Genomic DNA, 14,331 nt, shown 5'->3' on the forward strand with positions numbered 1-14,331 from the left:
CGACAAATCAATGAGTTGTGCCCAGGATCTGCGCAATGAAGGCCGCGGAAAAGAGCGGCCTTGGAAACTGTCGGATGGTATCACAAAGGGTTGGCGGGTGGGAGATGGGGCAGGATGCCACTGAAGCGGAAAGTCCCGAGCGCCATCCCCCTCGCGAAAACACTCAATGCAAGCGCTTGCGACACATCAACTGGGCGATTTTTGCAGCGTCCGGGCGCTCGACAATACCTTTTTCGGTCACGATCACGTCGATCAGATCCGCGGGGGTCACATCGAAAACAGTGTTGAACACCTCGACATCCGCAGCAACCCGCTTCCCGGCCACTTCCAGCAACTCGTCTGCCTCGCGCTCTTCGAGAGGGATGTCATCACCGCTGGCGAGGTTGAGGTCAATGCTGGTACTCGAAGCCACCACCATGAAACGTACGCCGTGGTGCATGGCAGAGACCGCCAGCTGGTATGTGCCGATCTTGCTCGCCATGTCGCCATTGGCCGCGATGCAATCGGCACCGACCACAACCCAGGTGATGCCCTTGGTCTTCATCAGGTGCGCCAGCGCCGAGTCTGCACACAACGTGACCGGTATCCCCTCATGGGACAGTTCCCAGGCTGTCAGGCGCGACCCCTGCAACCAGGGGCGGGTTTCAGCGGCATAGACGCGCTCGACCATGCCCTCCAGATAGGCAGCGTGGATCACCCCCAATGCAGTGCCGAAACCACCGCTGGCCAAAGCTCCGGCATTGCCGTAGGTCAGCAAGGTCTGCTCGCTGCCCTGGTGGCGACGGATCTGCTCGATGCCGCTCTGCGCCATGGTCAGGTTGGCTTCGCGATCGCTGTCGTGGATCGCCACAGCTTCAGCCTCCATGGCTGCGAGCACGTCCTCGTCGGGGCGCAACCGTTGCAGGCGCTCGCGCATGCGGTTGAGCGCCCAGAACAGGTTGGCAGCAGTCGGGCGCGCCTCGGCCAGTTCGAGAAAGTCCTCTTCCAGCGCCTGCTCCCAGTCATCGTCCTCGGCCAGGCGTTGCCGCAGCGCAAGCACCAGCCCATAGGCAGCACTGATGCCGATAGCAGCCGCACCGCGCACCGCCATGCCGCGGATCGCCTGGACCACGGCTGCCACATCGGCGCAAGTCAGCCAGTGCTCGCGGGTCGGCAGCAGACGCTGGTCGAGCAGATGCAGGGTGCCATCACGCCACTGGATGCTGGTCACCTTCTCCGCCGCCAAAAGTCGCTCGCGCATCGCCTCTCCCCGCAATTCACTGATCAAAAGCGGACGATTATAGCGAGCCTCGGGCGCAGGCGCTCGGGTATACTGCGCGTTCCATTTAACGGAACCCGGTAGCCTGCCTATGCTTTCAGCCTCTTCGCCGCTCGACCTGCTGCTCGCACCCCGCTGGCTGGTGCCCGTGGAGCCGGCCGGCGTGGCGCTCGAAGGGCACGCCCTGGGCATTCGGGACGGGCTGATTGCCTGGATCGGCCCCCGCGAGCGGGCCCCACAGGCACGCGAGGTGCGCGAACTGCCCGACTGCGTGCTCACCCCGGGGCTGGTCAACGCCCACGGGCACGCCGCCATGACCCTGTTCCGCGGCCTGGCCGACGACCTGCCGCTGATGACCTGGCTGCAGGAGCACATCTGGCCGGCCGAGGGGCGCTGGGTCGACGAAGCCTTCGTGCGCGACGGCACCGACCTGGCGATCGCCGAGCAGCTCAAGGGTGGCATCACCTGCTTTGCCGACATGTACTTTTTCCCCCGCGAAGCCTGTGACCGCGTGCACCGCAGCGGCATCCGCGCCCAGGTGGCCGTGCCGTTGCTGGACTTCCCCATCCCCGGTGCGCGCACCACCGACGAGGCCCTTCACCTGGCCATCGAGCTGTTCGGCGACCTGCGCCATCACCCGCGCATCAGTGTCGCTCTCGGCCCCCATGCCCCGTATACAGTCAATGACGAGAATCTGGAGAAGATCCGGGTCATCGCCGACCAGCTCGACGCGCCGCTGCACATGCACATCCACGAGACCGCCGGCGAGGTCGAGCGGGCCGTGGCCGAGCACGGCGAACGCCCGCTGGCACGCCTGGCGCGCCTCGGCCTGCTGGGTCCGCGCCTGCAAGCCGTGCACATGACCCAGATCAGCGACGACGACCTTGCCCTGTTGGTAGAAAGCAACACCAGCGTGGTGCACTGCCCGGAATCCAACCTCAAGCTGGCCAGCGGCTTCTGCCCGGTCGAACGCTTGTGGCAGGCCGGGGTCAACGTTGCCGTGGGCACCGACGGTGCCGCCAGCAACAACGACCTCGACCTGCTTGGCGAAACCCGGACCGCAGCATTGCTGGCCAAGGCCGTCGCCGGTTCGGCCACGGCCCTGGACGCCCACCGCGCCCTGCGCATGGCCACGCTCAACGGCGCCCGCGCCCTGGGGCTGGAGGCCAGCATCGGCTCGCTGGAGGTGGGCAAGGCCGCGGACATCACCGCCTTCGACCTCTCGGGCCTGGCCCAGCAACCGGTGCATGACCCGGTTTCGCAACTGATCTACGCCACCGGCCGCGACTGCGTGCGCCATGTCTGGGTCGCGGGCCACCACCTGCTCGACGACAGGCGCCTGACCCAGATGGACGAAGCCGCACTGATCGACACCGCCCGCACCTGGGGAGCGCGCATTCGCGCTGGCAAAGAATGACCGGCCGGCAGCTGCGGCTGCCGCCTGAGACACCTTTTATCGAAGTTTTCAGAGGATCTGTTCAATGAGCAACGTCGACCGCGCCGAAATCGCCAAGTTCGAGGCCCTGGCTCACCGCTGGTGGGACCGCGAGAGCGAGTTCAAGCCCCTGCACGAGATCAACCCGCTGCGGGTCAACTGGATCGACGAGCGCGCCAGCCTCGCCGGCAAGAAGGTACTGGACGTCGGCTGCGGCGGCGGCATCCTCAGCGAGGCAATGGCCCAGCGCGGCGCCACCGTGACCGGTATCGACATGGGCGAAGCACCACTGGCCGTGGCGCGCCTGCACCAGCTGGAATCGGGGGTCGAGGTCGAGTACCGGCAAATTACCGCCGAGGCGCTCGCAGAAGAGCTGCCTGGCCAGTTCGACGTGGTCACCTGCCTGGAAATGCTCGAACACGTACCCGACCCTTCCTCGGTGATCCGCGCCTGCCATCGCCTGGTCAAGCCCGGCGGCCAGGTGTTCTTCTCCACCATCAACCGCAACCCCAAAGCCTACCTGCTGGCGATCATCGGCGCCGAGTACATCCTCAAGATGCTGCCGCGCGGCACCCATGACTTCAAGAAATTCATCCGGCCATCGGAGCTCGGCGCCTGGAGCCGTGTTGCCGGCCTCGAAGTGAAGGACATCATCGGCCTCACCTACAATCCGCTGACCAAGCACTACAAGCTGGCCAGCGACGTCGATGTCAACTACATGATCCAGACCCTGCGCGAGGAATGAGCATGCGCCTGCGAGCAGTACTCTTCGACATGGACGGTACCCTGCTGGACACCGCGCCAGACTTCATCGCCATCTGCCAGGCCATGCTCGCCGAACGCGGGCTGCCGGCCGTGGACGACGAGTTGATCCGCGGCGTGATCTCCGGCGGCGCCCGGGCCATGGTCGCCACCACTTTCGCCATGAGCCCTGACGCCGAAGGCTTCGAAGCGCTGCGCCTGGAGTTTCTCGAGCGCTACCAGCGCGACTGCGCGGTGCACAGCAAGCTGTTCGAGGGCATGGCCGAACTGCTGGACGACATCGAAAAAGGCAACCTGCTGTGGGGCGTGGTCACCAACAAGCCGGTACGCTTCGCCGAGCCGATCATGCAGCAGCTTGGCCTGGCCGAGCGCTCGGCGCTGCTGATCTGCCCCGATCACGTGAAGAACAGCAAGCCCGACCCCGAGCCGCTGATCCTCGCCTGCAAGACGCTTGACCTGGATCCGGCCAGCGTACTGTTCGTCGGCGACGATCTGCGTGATATCGAATCCGGCCGCGATGCCGGCACCCGTACCGCAGCCGTGCGCTACGGCTATATTCATCCAGAGGACAACCCCAACAACTGGGGCGCCGACGTGGTGGTGGACCACCCGCTGGACCTGCGCAAGGTGATCGACAGTGCGTTGTGCGGCTGCTGAGCTGTAAGGGCTGGCAGCACACACAGGGATAAAAAACAGGGAATTCTCAATGTTCGACTACATCGCCCGCCCCGACCTGCTCAAGGGTCGGGTCATTCTTGTCACCGGCGCTGGCCGCGGCATCGGCGCTGCCGCCGCCAAGGCCTATGCAGCACTGGGGGCCACCGTGCTGCTGCTGGGCAAGACCGAGGCCAACCTCAACGAGGTCTACGACCAGATCGAGGCCGCCGGCCACCCACAACCCGTGGTGATTCCGTTCAACCTGGAAACCGCCCTGCCCCATCAGTACGACGAACTGGCGGTGATGGTCGAAGAACAGTTCGGGCGCCTCGACGGCCTGCTCAACAACGCGTCGATCATCGGCCCGCGTACGCCGCTGGAGCAGTTGTCGGGCGACAATTTCATGCGTGTGATGCACATCAACGTCAACGCGACCTTCATGCTGACCAGCACACTGCTGCCGCTGCTCAAGTTGTCCGAGGACGCCTCGGTGGTGTTCACCTCGTCGAGCGTGGGGCGCAAGGGCCGGGCCTACTGGGGCGCCTATGGTGTGTCGAAGTTCGCCACCGAAGGCCTGATGCAGACCCTGGCCGACGAACTGGAAGGCGTGGCGCCGGTGCGCGCCAACAGCATCAACCCGGGTGCCACGCGCACGGCGATGCGAGCGCTCGCCTATCCCAGCGAGAACCCGCAAGACAATCCGTTGCCCGAAGACATCATGCCGGTGTACCTGTACCTGATGGGCCCTGACAGCAGCGGCGTGAACGGACAAGCATTCAACGCCCAATAAACGCCGGCAACTGCACCGGCCTCATCTCTGCAAGCGCGCGATGAGGCCGGGCACCTGATCAGCCCGCCGCCAACACCGGCTTGCTGAAGGTCTGACGCTGCACAGGCTCCATTGCCAGGCAACGCTCCAGGAACAGGTACATGCAGTCGTAGCTCTTGCAGATTGCCTTGCGCAGTTGCGCCTGCAATTCCTCGGAAGGGTTCTCGCCCACCAGCGTGCAGATGATCTCCAGCGCCTCCCATGGGTGAGCATCATCGTACTCGGCGTGCAGATCCAGCCACCTCATGGCCGCCTTGGACTCCTTGTCACCTCGCTGGATGAAGGCCTGCGCATAGTCCGTGTCGGGATACACCTTCGCCGACCACTCGCCCGTCGCCCCTTCGATCGCATAGTTGGTCGCGGCCATCGCAATGGCCAGGGACTCAGTCGCACAGACACGCCAGCACCAATCGTTCAAGCCGTTCAGCTCAGGCGGAACATCCTGGGCCTGCAAGTCTTTCAAGGTAATGTCGTGCGCCTTGCACCACTTGACCCAATGGTCGGCATGATTGAGTTCGACACGGATATTGCGTATCAACCAACGCCGCGCCATATCTTCGCCCTGGCTTCGGCCGTAGCGGGTCTTGGTGAGGTTGTGGGCCATGTACAGCGAGAACTGTTCGACCACCGGCCAGCCACCGATCAAGTACTGGCGGATCGTCTTCTTGCTCAGCTTGCCGTCGCTCAGGCGCTGGTAGACCTCATGCTCGACCACCTTGCGCTTGCTCTCGGCGCAATCATCGATCATTTTCTGCGCCCAGTCGGGATAGCTCTTGGCGTCCATCAATGGACCGATCCGAACGAATGCTTCAATCACTGTCAGCTCCTTGATTCCCTGTGATTTCCCGGACGGCTACTGGTATCAGCGGAAGGTCCCTGGCGCCCGGTGCAACAGGGGCCTTACTGCAATCCGTTGTCGCTGAAGGCTGCCACAGGTGAACACCTGCGGCCGCTCGATCAGATAACCCTGCGCGAAATCCACGCCGATCTCCTGCAGCGCCTGCTCGATCAACGGCGTTTCGACGAATTCGGCGATGGTGCGCTTACCCATGACATGGCCGATATGGTTGATCACCTCCACCATAGCCCTGTTAATGGGATCGTCGAGCATATCTTTGACGAAACTTCCGTCGATCTTCAGGAAGTCTACGGGCAAATGCTTCAAATAGGCGAATGACGACATCCCGGCGCAGAAATCGTCGAGGGAGAACTTGCAGCCCAAGCCTTTCAATTCGTTGATGAAGCGAATAGCACTTCCCAAATTGGCGATTGCGCTGGTCTCGGTTATTTCGAAACAAATCATGTGCGGAGGAATCTGGTACTCGGCGAACGATCGCTGCAAGTACTCCAGGAATTTATCGTCGCCAATGCTGCTACCCGACAGATTGATCGCGCACATCGCCAGCGGCCGGCTGCAACCTTCATCCAGCGCCTGACGAATCACCTGAAACACATTGCGCACCACCCAGCGATCGATTGCGGTCATCAGGCCGTAGCGTTCGGCAGCAGGGATGAAGCTGTCAGGCAGAACGGTCCGGCCGCTCTCGTCATGCAGGCGCAGGAGAATCTCTATGTGCCCGGCGCCCATGTCGGGCTTGAGCGGGGCGATTTCCTGGGCATACAAGCAGAAGCGGTTTTCCTCGAGCGCGACATGCAGGCGCTGGATCCAGGCCATCTCGCCAAAGCGCATCGACAACTCGCTGTCGTCGGCATGGTAGACCTGCACACGGTTGCGACCCTTCTCCTTGGCCATGTAGCAAGCCATGTCGGCTGCCCGCAGCGAAGCCTCAAGGGTGCCAGGCGACTGGGCAATGTGTACCAGGCCAATACTGACGGTGGTGACGAAGGGTCGTCCCTTCCAGACGAAATGCAGGCTCTGCACGGTCTGGCGCAAGTGCTCGGCAATCCGCTCGGCCTGGTCGGGTGGGCAGTTTTCCAGCAACACGCCGAATTCATCACCGCCCAGCCGGGCCAGGGTGTCACCTTCGCGCAGGCCTGCCTGCAGCACGGCGCAGATATGGCGCAGCAACTCATCGCCCGCAGCGTGTCCGCAGGTATCGTTGACCAGCTTGAACTGGTCAAGGTCGAGAAACATCAGCGAATGGCGCCCCGACTGACGGACCAAGGTGTTGAGCGCCTGCTCCAGGCGATACTCGAACTCGCGGCGGTTGGCCAGGCCCGTCAGGGCATCGTGAGTCGCCTGCCAGGACAGGTTGGCGATGTACTGTCGCTCCTGCGTCATGTCATGCAAGGCCAGCACGATACCGCTGATCTGGCCGTCGGTGTGGATCGGCGATCCAACCAGGTTGACCGACACCGTGCTGCCATCCAGGCGCTGGATCAGCCGGGCATGCTCGGCGCCCCCCTTGAGGCTGCCGCTGAGTACCTGCTCGACCAGGGTCAGGCTGTCCCGCTCGGCATTCTCATCGAGCAGACTGAACAGCGCCGCCAGCGGCAAGCCATGGGCCTGGGAGGCCTGCCAGTGGGTCAACTGCTCCGCGGCAGGGTTCATGTAGACGATGCACCCCTCGACATCGGTGGTGATCACCGCATCGCCAATCGATTCAAGGGTGGTCTGTGCCCGCTCACGCTCCACCTGCAAAGCGCTGGCAAACGCCTGGCGCTGGGACAGCAACCGTGCAGAACGGCGCCAGGCCAGCGCGATGAGAAACAACGCCGTGAGCAGATTGGTGACCATCAACACCCGCAGCAGCACCCGCGAGCCTTCACCCAATGCATCGCTGAATGCCTTGGCGGCCGGCGTCACGCCCTCGTTGATCGAGACGATACGCGCTTTCCAGTCCGCCACCTCGCGTTCAGTGGCCACCCCCTGGACGAAGGCCTCGCGCATTTGCTGGGCCAGGCCGTCCAGTTGTCGCAGGTAGTCGTCGCCGGTGTTCCAGTAGCCGATGGCATTCTGCATGTAACTGATCTGGCGAAAATTGCGGTAGAACCAGATGATCCGGTTGACGTCGTCCGGATGGTTACCACCCTGCAAGATCCCGCGCCGCGCCGCCTCCAGGTCCGGGACAGGCTGATCGAGAGCCACCCGTAGCTCACGGTCGCCCTGGGGTATGGCAATGGCCTGGCGATAACGCTCGAAGATGCGTTCGTCCTGGCTTTCGGCATACAGATTGAGGTAATAGATGGCGTCTTTCTGTGCCTTGGACCACAGGCTTTCGCCGGCCACGTACGCACGCATGGCCGAAAGCGAATAAAGACTGAGGCTGCCCAACAGCACCTGGAAAACCACCACTGCGACGAAGGGCCAGATGATTCCCAGCAACCTTGGCGCCTCGAGAGTCCGATTTCCCTTCATGTAGTCCCTGTCTCAGAGCGGATATGGCACGAATCGACCCAGACAAGCACAGCGTAGGCCATTTGCCATAACTGCGCGGAGCTTTTTGTCGCAGCCACTGCACCTATTGATGCACCGCCCGATCAGGACTGTTGCAGGTGCCCATACAGCTTGGCGTACAACCCGCCTTCGGCGATGAGCTGCTGGTGGCCGCCGTCTTCGGCCACATGACCGCCGTCGAATACCAGAACCCGATCAGCCTGTTTCACCGCGGACAGGCGATGGGCAATGATCAGGGTGGTGCGGCCGCTGAGGAAGCGCGCCAGGGCCTGATGGAGGTTGTATTCGGTGGCCGCATCGAGGGCCGAGGTGGCCTCGTCGAGGATCACCACCTTCGGCTCGGCCAGAACCATGCGGGCAATCGCCAGGCGTTGACGCTGGCCCCCGGACAGGCGCACACCAGAGCGCCCGACCACACTGTCCAATCCCTGCGGCAGCGCGGCGATGGTGGCATCGAGCTGGGCAATGCGCAGTGCCTGCCAACAGGCGTCGTCACTGCACTCGCGGCCCATGGTCAGGTTGGCGCGCACACTGTCGTTGAACAACGATGGATGCTGCAGCACCACCGCGACATGTTCGCGCAGGGTCTCCAGGCCGATCTCCTGAAGGCTGGCACCGCCAAAGCGAATGGTCCCGGCCTGGGCGCTGTACAACCCCAGCAGCAGCTGAACCAGCGTGCTCTTGCCGCCGCCGCTGGCACCGACGATAGCCACCTTCTCGCCCGGAGCGATGGACAGGTCCAGGTGATCGAGCACCGGCTCATCGGCATAGGCGAAGCGCAGGTCGCGCACCTCGATACCCACCGTCGCGTGCCCCGCGAACGGATCACAGGCGGCCGGATACTGCGGCTCGTCCTCTCGCGACAGCAACTCGTTGAGCCGGCTCAGCGCACCACCGGCCGCGTAATAGGCGTACTGCAGGTTGAGCAACTGTTCCACCGGGCCGATCATGAACCACAGGTAACTGAACACAGCCAGCATCTGCCCGATCGACAGGTCGGAGAACAACACCGTGAGCATCGCCGCAGCGCGGAAAATGTCGATGCCGAACTGGAACAGCAGACCGCTGGCCCGACCACTGGCGTCGCTCTTCCACTGCGAGGCCACCGCATAGTCACGCACTTCCCGGGCACGTACTCCAAGGCGCCCGAGGAAATAGCCCTGGCGGTTGCTTGCGCGGATTTCCTGGATGGCGTCGAGGGTCTCGCTCAGCGCCTGGGTAAAACGCCCGGTACTGTCGTTCTCGAGCTTCTTCAGGTGCTTGACCCGCTTGCCCAACTGCACGGTGAAATAGATCACCAGCGGGTTGAACAGCAGGATCAGCAGCGCCAGCTTCCAGTGCATCCAGATCAGGATCGCCGCAGTGCCGGTAAGCGTCAGCATGGCCACCAGGAAGCGGCTGAGGGTTTCACCGACGAACTTGTCCAGGGTGTCCAGGTCGGTGACCAGATGCGTAGTGACCGTGCCACTGCCCAGGCTTTCATACTCCTTGAGCGAGATCCGCTTGAGCCGCTCGATCAGGCGGATTCGCAAGCGGTACACGATATCCTTGGCCAGCCCGGCGAACTGCCTGGCCTGGATCACACCGAAGGCCAGCGAGGCCAGGCGCAGGCTGAGGGTCGCAACCAGCATCAAGCCGATATAACCGGCTGCCACCTGCCATTGGCTCGGCAGGAACTGGTTCATCCATTTCAAGGCAGCGTCGCCATGGCCCAGCAGCACTTCATCGACGAGCAAGGGCAGCAGCAAGGGAATCGGCACGCTGCAGAGGGCGGCAAGCACGGCAACCAGGTTGGCAGTCCACAAGGCCTTCTTGTGGTGCAGCGCCAGGCGGCGGATTTCCGCCCAGCTCAGACGATCGTGCGCAACGGGGGGCTTCCCCGGCACAGGGTCGCTAGACCCTGGCAGATCAAGCACAGGCAGCCTGCTGCAGCCAGCGGCCCAGCAACGGCTGCAGGCGATCGAGCGGCTGATAGCCGTTGGTCAGCAGGGCCAGTTGACCATTGCGCTCGGCCAGCAGGGTCGGGAAGCCGGCGATACCCAGGTCCTGAACCCAGGCAAAGTCGGCTGTCGTGGTCGTGCGGGTCTCGACGCTTGCGAACGCTGCAGAAAACCGTTCGCGGTCGAAGCCTGCCTGCCCGGCCAGATCCACCAACTGCGGGGCACGGGTGACATCCAGGCCCTGTTCGTAGAACGCGCCCTGGATCAGCTTGAGCAGCGCCCAACCGCGCTCGGCATCGAGATCACGCGCCGTGACCAAGGCGCGACAGGCCGGCTCGGTGTCATAGACGAACCCGTCAGGCATGGCGCCCTCGAAGCGAAACGCCTGACCGGTGGCCTCGGCGACCGCCTGCCAATGCTCGAGGATGTACTTGCGCGTCGAGCTATCCAACGCGCTGCTACCGCTGCGCAGGCCACCCACCACCAGGCGCGTCGGCACACCGGCATCCCGCGCCTGGGCGATCAACGCCTCGGCCACGGGAGCGAAGCCCCAGCACCAGGAACACATCGGGTCCATCACATAGAGCAGGCGTGCAGTCATGCATCAGGCCTCGGCTTTGTAGTTGTAACCGATCGGGTGCGGCAAGTTGCGCGCCTTGGCCAGCTCGATCTGCTTCTGGCGGTCGATGGCGCTGCGCCGGGTCTTCTCGCTCAGGGTGTCCCAGCAATGCGGGCAGCTCACCCCGGGCGAATAATGCTCGGACGCACGGTCATCCGCATTGATCGGATGGCGGCAGGCATGGCACTGGTCGTACTCGCCCTCGGACAGGTCGTGGCGCACCGTGACGCGGTTGTCGAAGACGAAGCAGTCGCCGTCCCAGAGGCTTTCTTCCTGAGGCACTTCCTCGAAGTATTTCAGGACCCCTCCCTTAAGATGATAGACCTCCTCGAAGCCTTCACCGAGCATGTAGCTGGACGCTTTTTCACAACGAATGCCGCCGGTGCAGAACATCGCGACCTTCTTGTGTTTACTCGGGTCGAAGTTGGCCTTGATGTAGTCGGGAAACTCGCGGAAGGTCTCGGTCTTCGGATCGATGGCGCCCTTGAAGGTGCCGATGGCCACTTCATAGTCATTGCGGGTGTCGATCAACAGCACTTCGGGGTCGCTGATCAGCGCATTCCAGTCCTTGGGGTCGACATAGGTACCGACCTGCTTGTTGGGGTCGACGCCCGGCACGCCGAGGGTGACGATCTCTTTCTTGAGCTTGACCTTGGTGCGGTAGAACGGCTGCTCGTCGCAGTACGACTCTTTATGGTCGACATCCGCCAGGCGCGGGTCGTTGCGCAGCCAGGCCAGCAGGCCGTCGATACCTTCACGGGTGCCGGAGACCGTGCCATTGATACCCTCGAGCGCCAGCAGCAAAGTGCCTTTGACGTCATTGTCCTGCAAGGTTTTCAACAATGGCTCACGCAGATCGAGGTAGTCTTCGAGGGTGACGAACTTATAGAGCGCCGCCACGACGATCGGTTGGGACATGAATCTGTATCTCCAGGTGGTTGCCCTCGTAAGGGGCGGACCGGGTTTGACAAAAAACACGGGGGCCGCAAAGCGGCCCCCGGATGAAGCGGATTCTACCAGAACGACGGACAGGTTTCAGTGCCCGCCGCCGGCACACACCGGCGAGGCCGGCGCCACCCCTACCTGCGCCCATTCTTCGGGCGTGTAGGTGTGGATCGCCAGGGCATGAATCTCGCCCATCAGCTCGCCCATGGTGGCGTAGACCTTCTGGTGACGCTTGACGCTGTTCAGGCCGGCGAACTGTTCGCTGACCAGCACCGCCTTGTAGTGCGTCTCCTGCCCACGACTGTGCATGTGGCTTTCATTCAGCACCTGCAGGTGCTGATCGCCAAGCGCTGCCAGTTGCTGCTCGATGCGTTGTTGCATGCTCATCGATTCAGGCTCACTTCTTCGCTGGAGCGGCGGCCTTGCCAGCGTTCGGGTCCAGCTCCTTGGTCATGTCGTCCAGCAGCTTGTTCACCACCGGCACTGCAGGCTCCAGGCTCTGCTGGGTCAGCTGGGCCGACTGCTGGGTGACCTTGGGCATTTCGCGCAGGACTTTCTTGCCCAGCGGCGACTCGTAGAACTTGACCAGGTCGTTGAGCTCCTGCTCGGTGAAGGTCGCGGTGTACAGGTTGACCATCTGCGGCTTGAGCTTCTTCCAGCCAATGGCATTGTCCAGGGCGGCGTTGGCCTTGGCCTGGTAGCTGTCGAGCACGGATTTCTTCGCGGCCGGGGCCTTGGTCTGCTCGAAGCGCTGGGCGAACATCTGCTGGACCTGCATGTACACCGGGGTGCCCAGCTTGTCGGCATTGGCCAGGGTCAGGAACTTCTCGGCGGCGGCGTTGTGGCTGGCAGTTGCGGCGAGGACCTGGCCGCTGGCACAGGCCAGGGCGACGGCGGCAAAGAGGACACGGAGGCGGGTCATTGCAATTCCTTCATGAGAGGGTGAGGCGGATACCTCAGAGTAGAGCATTCTGCGCCGCGATGGGCACTGTGCTCAAGTGGGAAGACGAGCGATTGACCGCCCGGGTGGATCAGGGCCTAAACTGCGACTTCTGACTGAACAAAGGAGTGAGCGCAGCATGAGCCGTATCGAGACAGACAGCCTGGGCCCGGTCGAAGTTCCAGAGGACGCCTACTGGGGTGCGCAAACCCAGCGCTCGCTGATCAACTTCGCCATCGGCAAGGAGCGCATGCCCCTGGCTGTCCTCCACGCCCTGGCGCTGGTCAAGAAAGCCGCGGCACGAGTCAACGACCGCAACGGCGACCTGCCAGCCGACATTGCCCGACTGATCGAACAAGCCGCCGACGAAGTGCTCGACGGCGAACACGACGATCAGTTCCCCCTGGTGGTCTGGCAGACCGGCAGTGGCACCCAGAGCAACATGAACGTCAACGAAGTGATCGCCGGGCGCGCCAACGAACTGGCTGGCAAGGGCCGTGGCGGCAAGGTGCCGGTCCACCCGAACGATCACGTCAACCGCTCGCAGAGCTCCAACGACTGCTTCCCTACCGCCATGAGCATCGCCGCCGCCCAGGCCGTGCATGGCAAGTTGCTGCCGGCCATCGCCGAGTTGTCGTCGGGCCTGGCAGAACTGTCGGCGCGTCACTCGAATCTGGTCAAGACTGGCCGCACGCACATGATGGACGCCACGCCCATCACCTTCGGCCAGGAAATCTCGGCCTTCGTTGCCCAGCTTGACTACGCCCAGCGGGCAATTCGCGCCACCCTTCCGGCAGTTTGTGAGCTGGCCCAGGGCGGCACGGCCGTCGGCACCGGTCTCAACGCCCCACACGGCTTTGCCGAAGCCATTGCCGCTGAGCTCGCGGCGTTGTCCGGCCTGCCCTTCGTCACCGCACCCAACAAGTTCGCCGCCCTCGCCGGCCATGAGCCGCTGACCAGCCTGGCTGGCGCGCTCAAAACTCTCGCCGTGGCCCTGATGAAGATCGCCAACGACCTGCGCCTGCTGGGTTCCGGCCCGCGTGCCGGACTTGCCGAGGTGCGCCTGCCGGCCAACGAACCAGGCAGCTCCATCATGCCGGGCAAGGTCAATCCGACCCAATGCGAAGCCCTGTCGATGCTGGCCTGTCAGGTACTGGGCAACGATGCGGCGATCGGCTTCGCGGCCAGCCAGGGGCACTTGCAGTTGAATGTGTTCAAGCCGGTGATCATCCACAACCTGCTGCAGTCGATCGAGCTGTTGGCCGATGGCTGCCGCAACTTCCAGGAGCACTGCGTGGCCGGCATCGAGCCGGACGCCGAACAGATGGCCGCCCACCTGGAGCGCGGGCTGATGCTGGTGACGGCGCTGAACCCGCACATCGGCTACGACAAGGCTGCGGAAATCGCCAAGAAGGCGTACAGCGAGGGCAAGACCCTGCGCGAGGCAGCGCTGGAGCTCAAGTACCTGACCAACGAGCAGTTCGATCAGTGGGTGCGCCCGGAAAACATGCTGGCACCGGGGGCCAAGGGCTGATCCTGAGCCGATAGGGGCCTCTTCGCGGGCTTGCCCGCGAAGAGGCCATCGCCG

At 63.4% G+C, this 14,331-nt stretch carries 13 protein-coding genes; 5 read left to right on the forward strand and 8 right to left on the reverse strand.

Annotated features, from left to right (window positions below; all coding sequences use genetic code 11):
* Positions 1 to 163: 163 nt before the first annotated feature.
* Positions 164 to 1,240: an S-methyl-5-thioribose-1-phosphate isomerase gene (gene mtnA / locus VA602_RS00735; RefSeq protein WP_323452205.1), complete on the reverse strand. Its 1,077-nt coding sequence runs from the start codon at positions 1,238 to 1,240 to the stop codon at positions 164 to 166.
* Positions 1,241 to 1,349: 109 nt separating this feature from the next.
* On the opposite strand from mtnA, the gene VA602_RS00740 reads away from it, so the two are divergent.
* The 4 genes from VA602_RS00740 (at position 1,350) to VA602_RS00755 (ending at position 4,902) form a co-directional block, all read left to right on the forward strand.
* A complete protein-coding gene (locus tag VA602_RS00740; RefSeq protein WP_054893874.1) occupies positions 1,350 to 2,675 on the forward strand; it encodes a TRZ/ATZ family hydrolase in 1,326 nt (441 codons plus the stop codon).
* A 64-nt stretch (positions 2,676 to 2,739) separates the two neighbouring features.
* Entirely contained in the window at positions 2,740 to 3,438 is a 699-nt protein-coding gene (gene ubiG, locus VA602_RS00745) for a bifunctional 2-polyprenyl-6-hydroxyphenol methylase/3-demethylubiquinol 3-O-methyltransferase UbiG (RefSeq protein ID WP_112898930.1), read from the forward strand.
* Positions 3,439 to 3,440: 2 nt separating this feature from the next.
* Positions 3,441 to 4,112 (forward strand): N-acetylmuramic acid 6-phosphate phosphatase MupP, encoded by a 672-nt coding sequence (gene mupP, locus VA602_RS00750; RefSeq protein ID WP_054893872.1) that lies wholly within the window; start codon positions 3,441 to 3,443, stop codon positions 4,110 to 4,112.
* Between the two features lie 49 nt (positions 4,113 to 4,161).
* Positions 4,162 to 4,902 (forward strand): YciK family oxidoreductase, encoded by a 741-nt coding sequence (locus VA602_RS00755; protein ID WP_054893871.1) that lies wholly within the window; start codon positions 4,162 to 4,164, stop codon positions 4,900 to 4,902.
* A gap of 58 nt (positions 4,903 to 4,960) precedes the next feature.
* On the opposite strand, the gene VA602_RS00760 is transcribed toward VA602_RS00755, so the two are convergent.
* From VA602_RS00760 to VA602_RS00790, 7 genes are all read right to left on the reverse strand, one after another.
* Complete coding sequence (locus tag VA602_RS00760) at positions 4,961 to 5,758, reverse strand: TenA family transcriptional regulator (RefSeq protein ID WP_323452206.1); 798 nt, start codon at positions 5,756 to 5,758, stop codon at positions 4,961 to 4,963.
* Between the two features lie 45 nt (positions 5,759 to 5,803).
* A complete protein-coding gene (locus VA602_RS00765; RefSeq protein ID WP_323452207.1) occupies positions 5,804 to 8,260 on the reverse strand; it encodes an EAL domain-containing protein in 2,457 nt (818 codons plus the stop codon).
* 122 nt (positions 8,261 to 8,382) lie between these two features.
* The gene (locus VA602_RS00770) at positions 8,383 to 10,215 is read right to left on the reverse strand and encodes an ABC transporter ATP-binding protein (protein ID WP_054893869.1); all 1,833 of its coding nucleotides are present in this window, start codon (positions 10,213 to 10,215) and stop codon (positions 8,383 to 8,385) included.
* A complete protein-coding gene (locus VA602_RS00775; protein WP_323452208.1) occupies positions 10,208 to 10,840 on the reverse strand; it encodes a DsbA family protein in 633 nt (210 codons plus the stop codon). The genes VA602_RS00770 and VA602_RS00775 overlap by 8 nt, the downstream gene beginning before the upstream one ends.
* A gap of 3 nt (positions 10,841 to 10,843) precedes the next feature.
* On the reverse strand, positions 10,844 to 11,776 hold the full coding sequence (gene trhO, locus VA602_RS00780) for an oxygen-dependent tRNA uridine(34) hydroxylase TrhO (RefSeq protein ID WP_323452209.1): 933 nt from the start codon (positions 11,774 to 11,776) through the stop codon (positions 10,844 to 10,846).
* Positions 11,777 to 11,893: 117 nt separating this feature from the next.
* Positions 11,894 to 12,190 carry a BolA family protein gene (locus tag VA602_RS00785; RefSeq protein WP_323452210.1) on the reverse strand — a complete coding sequence of 99 codons (297 nt, stop codon included), beginning with the start codon at positions 12,188 to 12,190 and terminating at the stop codon, positions 11,894 to 11,896.
* 10 nt (positions 12,191 to 12,200) lie between these two features.
* Positions 12,201 to 12,725, reverse strand: coding sequence for a DUF2059 domain-containing protein (locus tag VA602_RS00790; RefSeq protein ID WP_054893865.1), 525 nt, complete (start codon positions 12,723 to 12,725; stop codon positions 12,201 to 12,203).
* A 157-nt stretch (positions 12,726 to 12,882) separates the two neighbouring features.
* On the opposite strand from VA602_RS00790, the gene VA602_RS00795 reads away from it, so the two are divergent.
* Positions 12,883 to 14,277 (forward strand): class II fumarate hydratase, encoded by a 1,395-nt coding sequence (locus VA602_RS00795; RefSeq protein WP_197893343.1) that lies wholly within the window; start codon positions 12,883 to 12,885, stop codon positions 14,275 to 14,277.
* Positions 14,278 to 14,331 lie beyond the last annotated feature (54 nt).

The organism is Pseudomonas machongensis (assembly GCF_034961125.1).
In the GTDB taxonomy this organism is placed as follows: Bacteria; Pseudomonadota; Gammaproteobacteria; order Pseudomonadales; family Pseudomonadaceae; genus Aquipseudomonas; species Aquipseudomonas machongensis.

What these genes read in the sequence shown, in the direction of transcription:
- mtnA (WP_323452205.1), bottom strand. Translation starts at nt 1,240, where the DNA reads ATGCGCGAGCGACTTTTGGCGGCGGAGAAGGTGACCAGCATCCAGTGG.
- VA602_RS00740 (WP_054893874.1), top strand. Translation starts at nt 1,350, where the DNA reads ATGCTTTCAGCCTCTTCGCCGCTCGACCTGCTGCTCGCACCCCGCTGG.
- ubiG (WP_112898930.1), top strand. Translation starts at nt 2,740, where the DNA reads ATGAGCAACGTCGACCGCGCCGAAATCGCCAAGTTCGAGGCCCTGGCT.
- mupP (WP_054893872.1), top strand. Translation starts at nt 3,441, where the DNA reads ATGCGCCTGCGAGCAGTACTCTTCGACATGGACGGTACCCTGCTGGAC.
- VA602_RS00755 (WP_054893871.1), top strand. Translation starts at nt 4,162, where the DNA reads ATGTTCGACTACATCGCCCGCCCCGACCTGCTCAAGGGTCGGGTCATT.
- VA602_RS00765 (WP_323452207.1), bottom strand. Translation starts at nt 8,260, where the DNA reads ATGAAGGGAAATCGGACTCTCGAGGCGCCAAGGTTGCTGGGAATCATC.
- VA602_RS00775 (WP_323452208.1), bottom strand. Translation starts at nt 10,840, where the DNA reads ATGACTGCACGCCTGCTCTATGTGATGGACCCGATGTGTTCCTGGTGC.
- trhO (WP_323452209.1), bottom strand. Translation starts at nt 11,776, where the DNA reads ATGTCCCAACCGATCGTCGTGGCGGCGCTCTATAAGTTCGTCACCCTC.
- VA602_RS00785 (WP_323452210.1), bottom strand. Translation starts at nt 12,190, where the DNA reads ATGAGCATGCAACAACGCATCGAGCAGCAACTGGCAGCGCTTGGCGAT.
- VA602_RS00790 (WP_054893865.1), bottom strand. Translation starts at nt 12,725, where the DNA reads ATGACCCGCCTCCGTGTCCTCTTTGCCGCCGTCGCCCTGGCCTGTGCC.
- VA602_RS00795 (WP_197893343.1), top strand. Translation starts at nt 12,883, where the DNA reads ATGAGCCGTATCGAGACAGACAGCCTGGGCCCGGTCGAAGTTCCAGAG.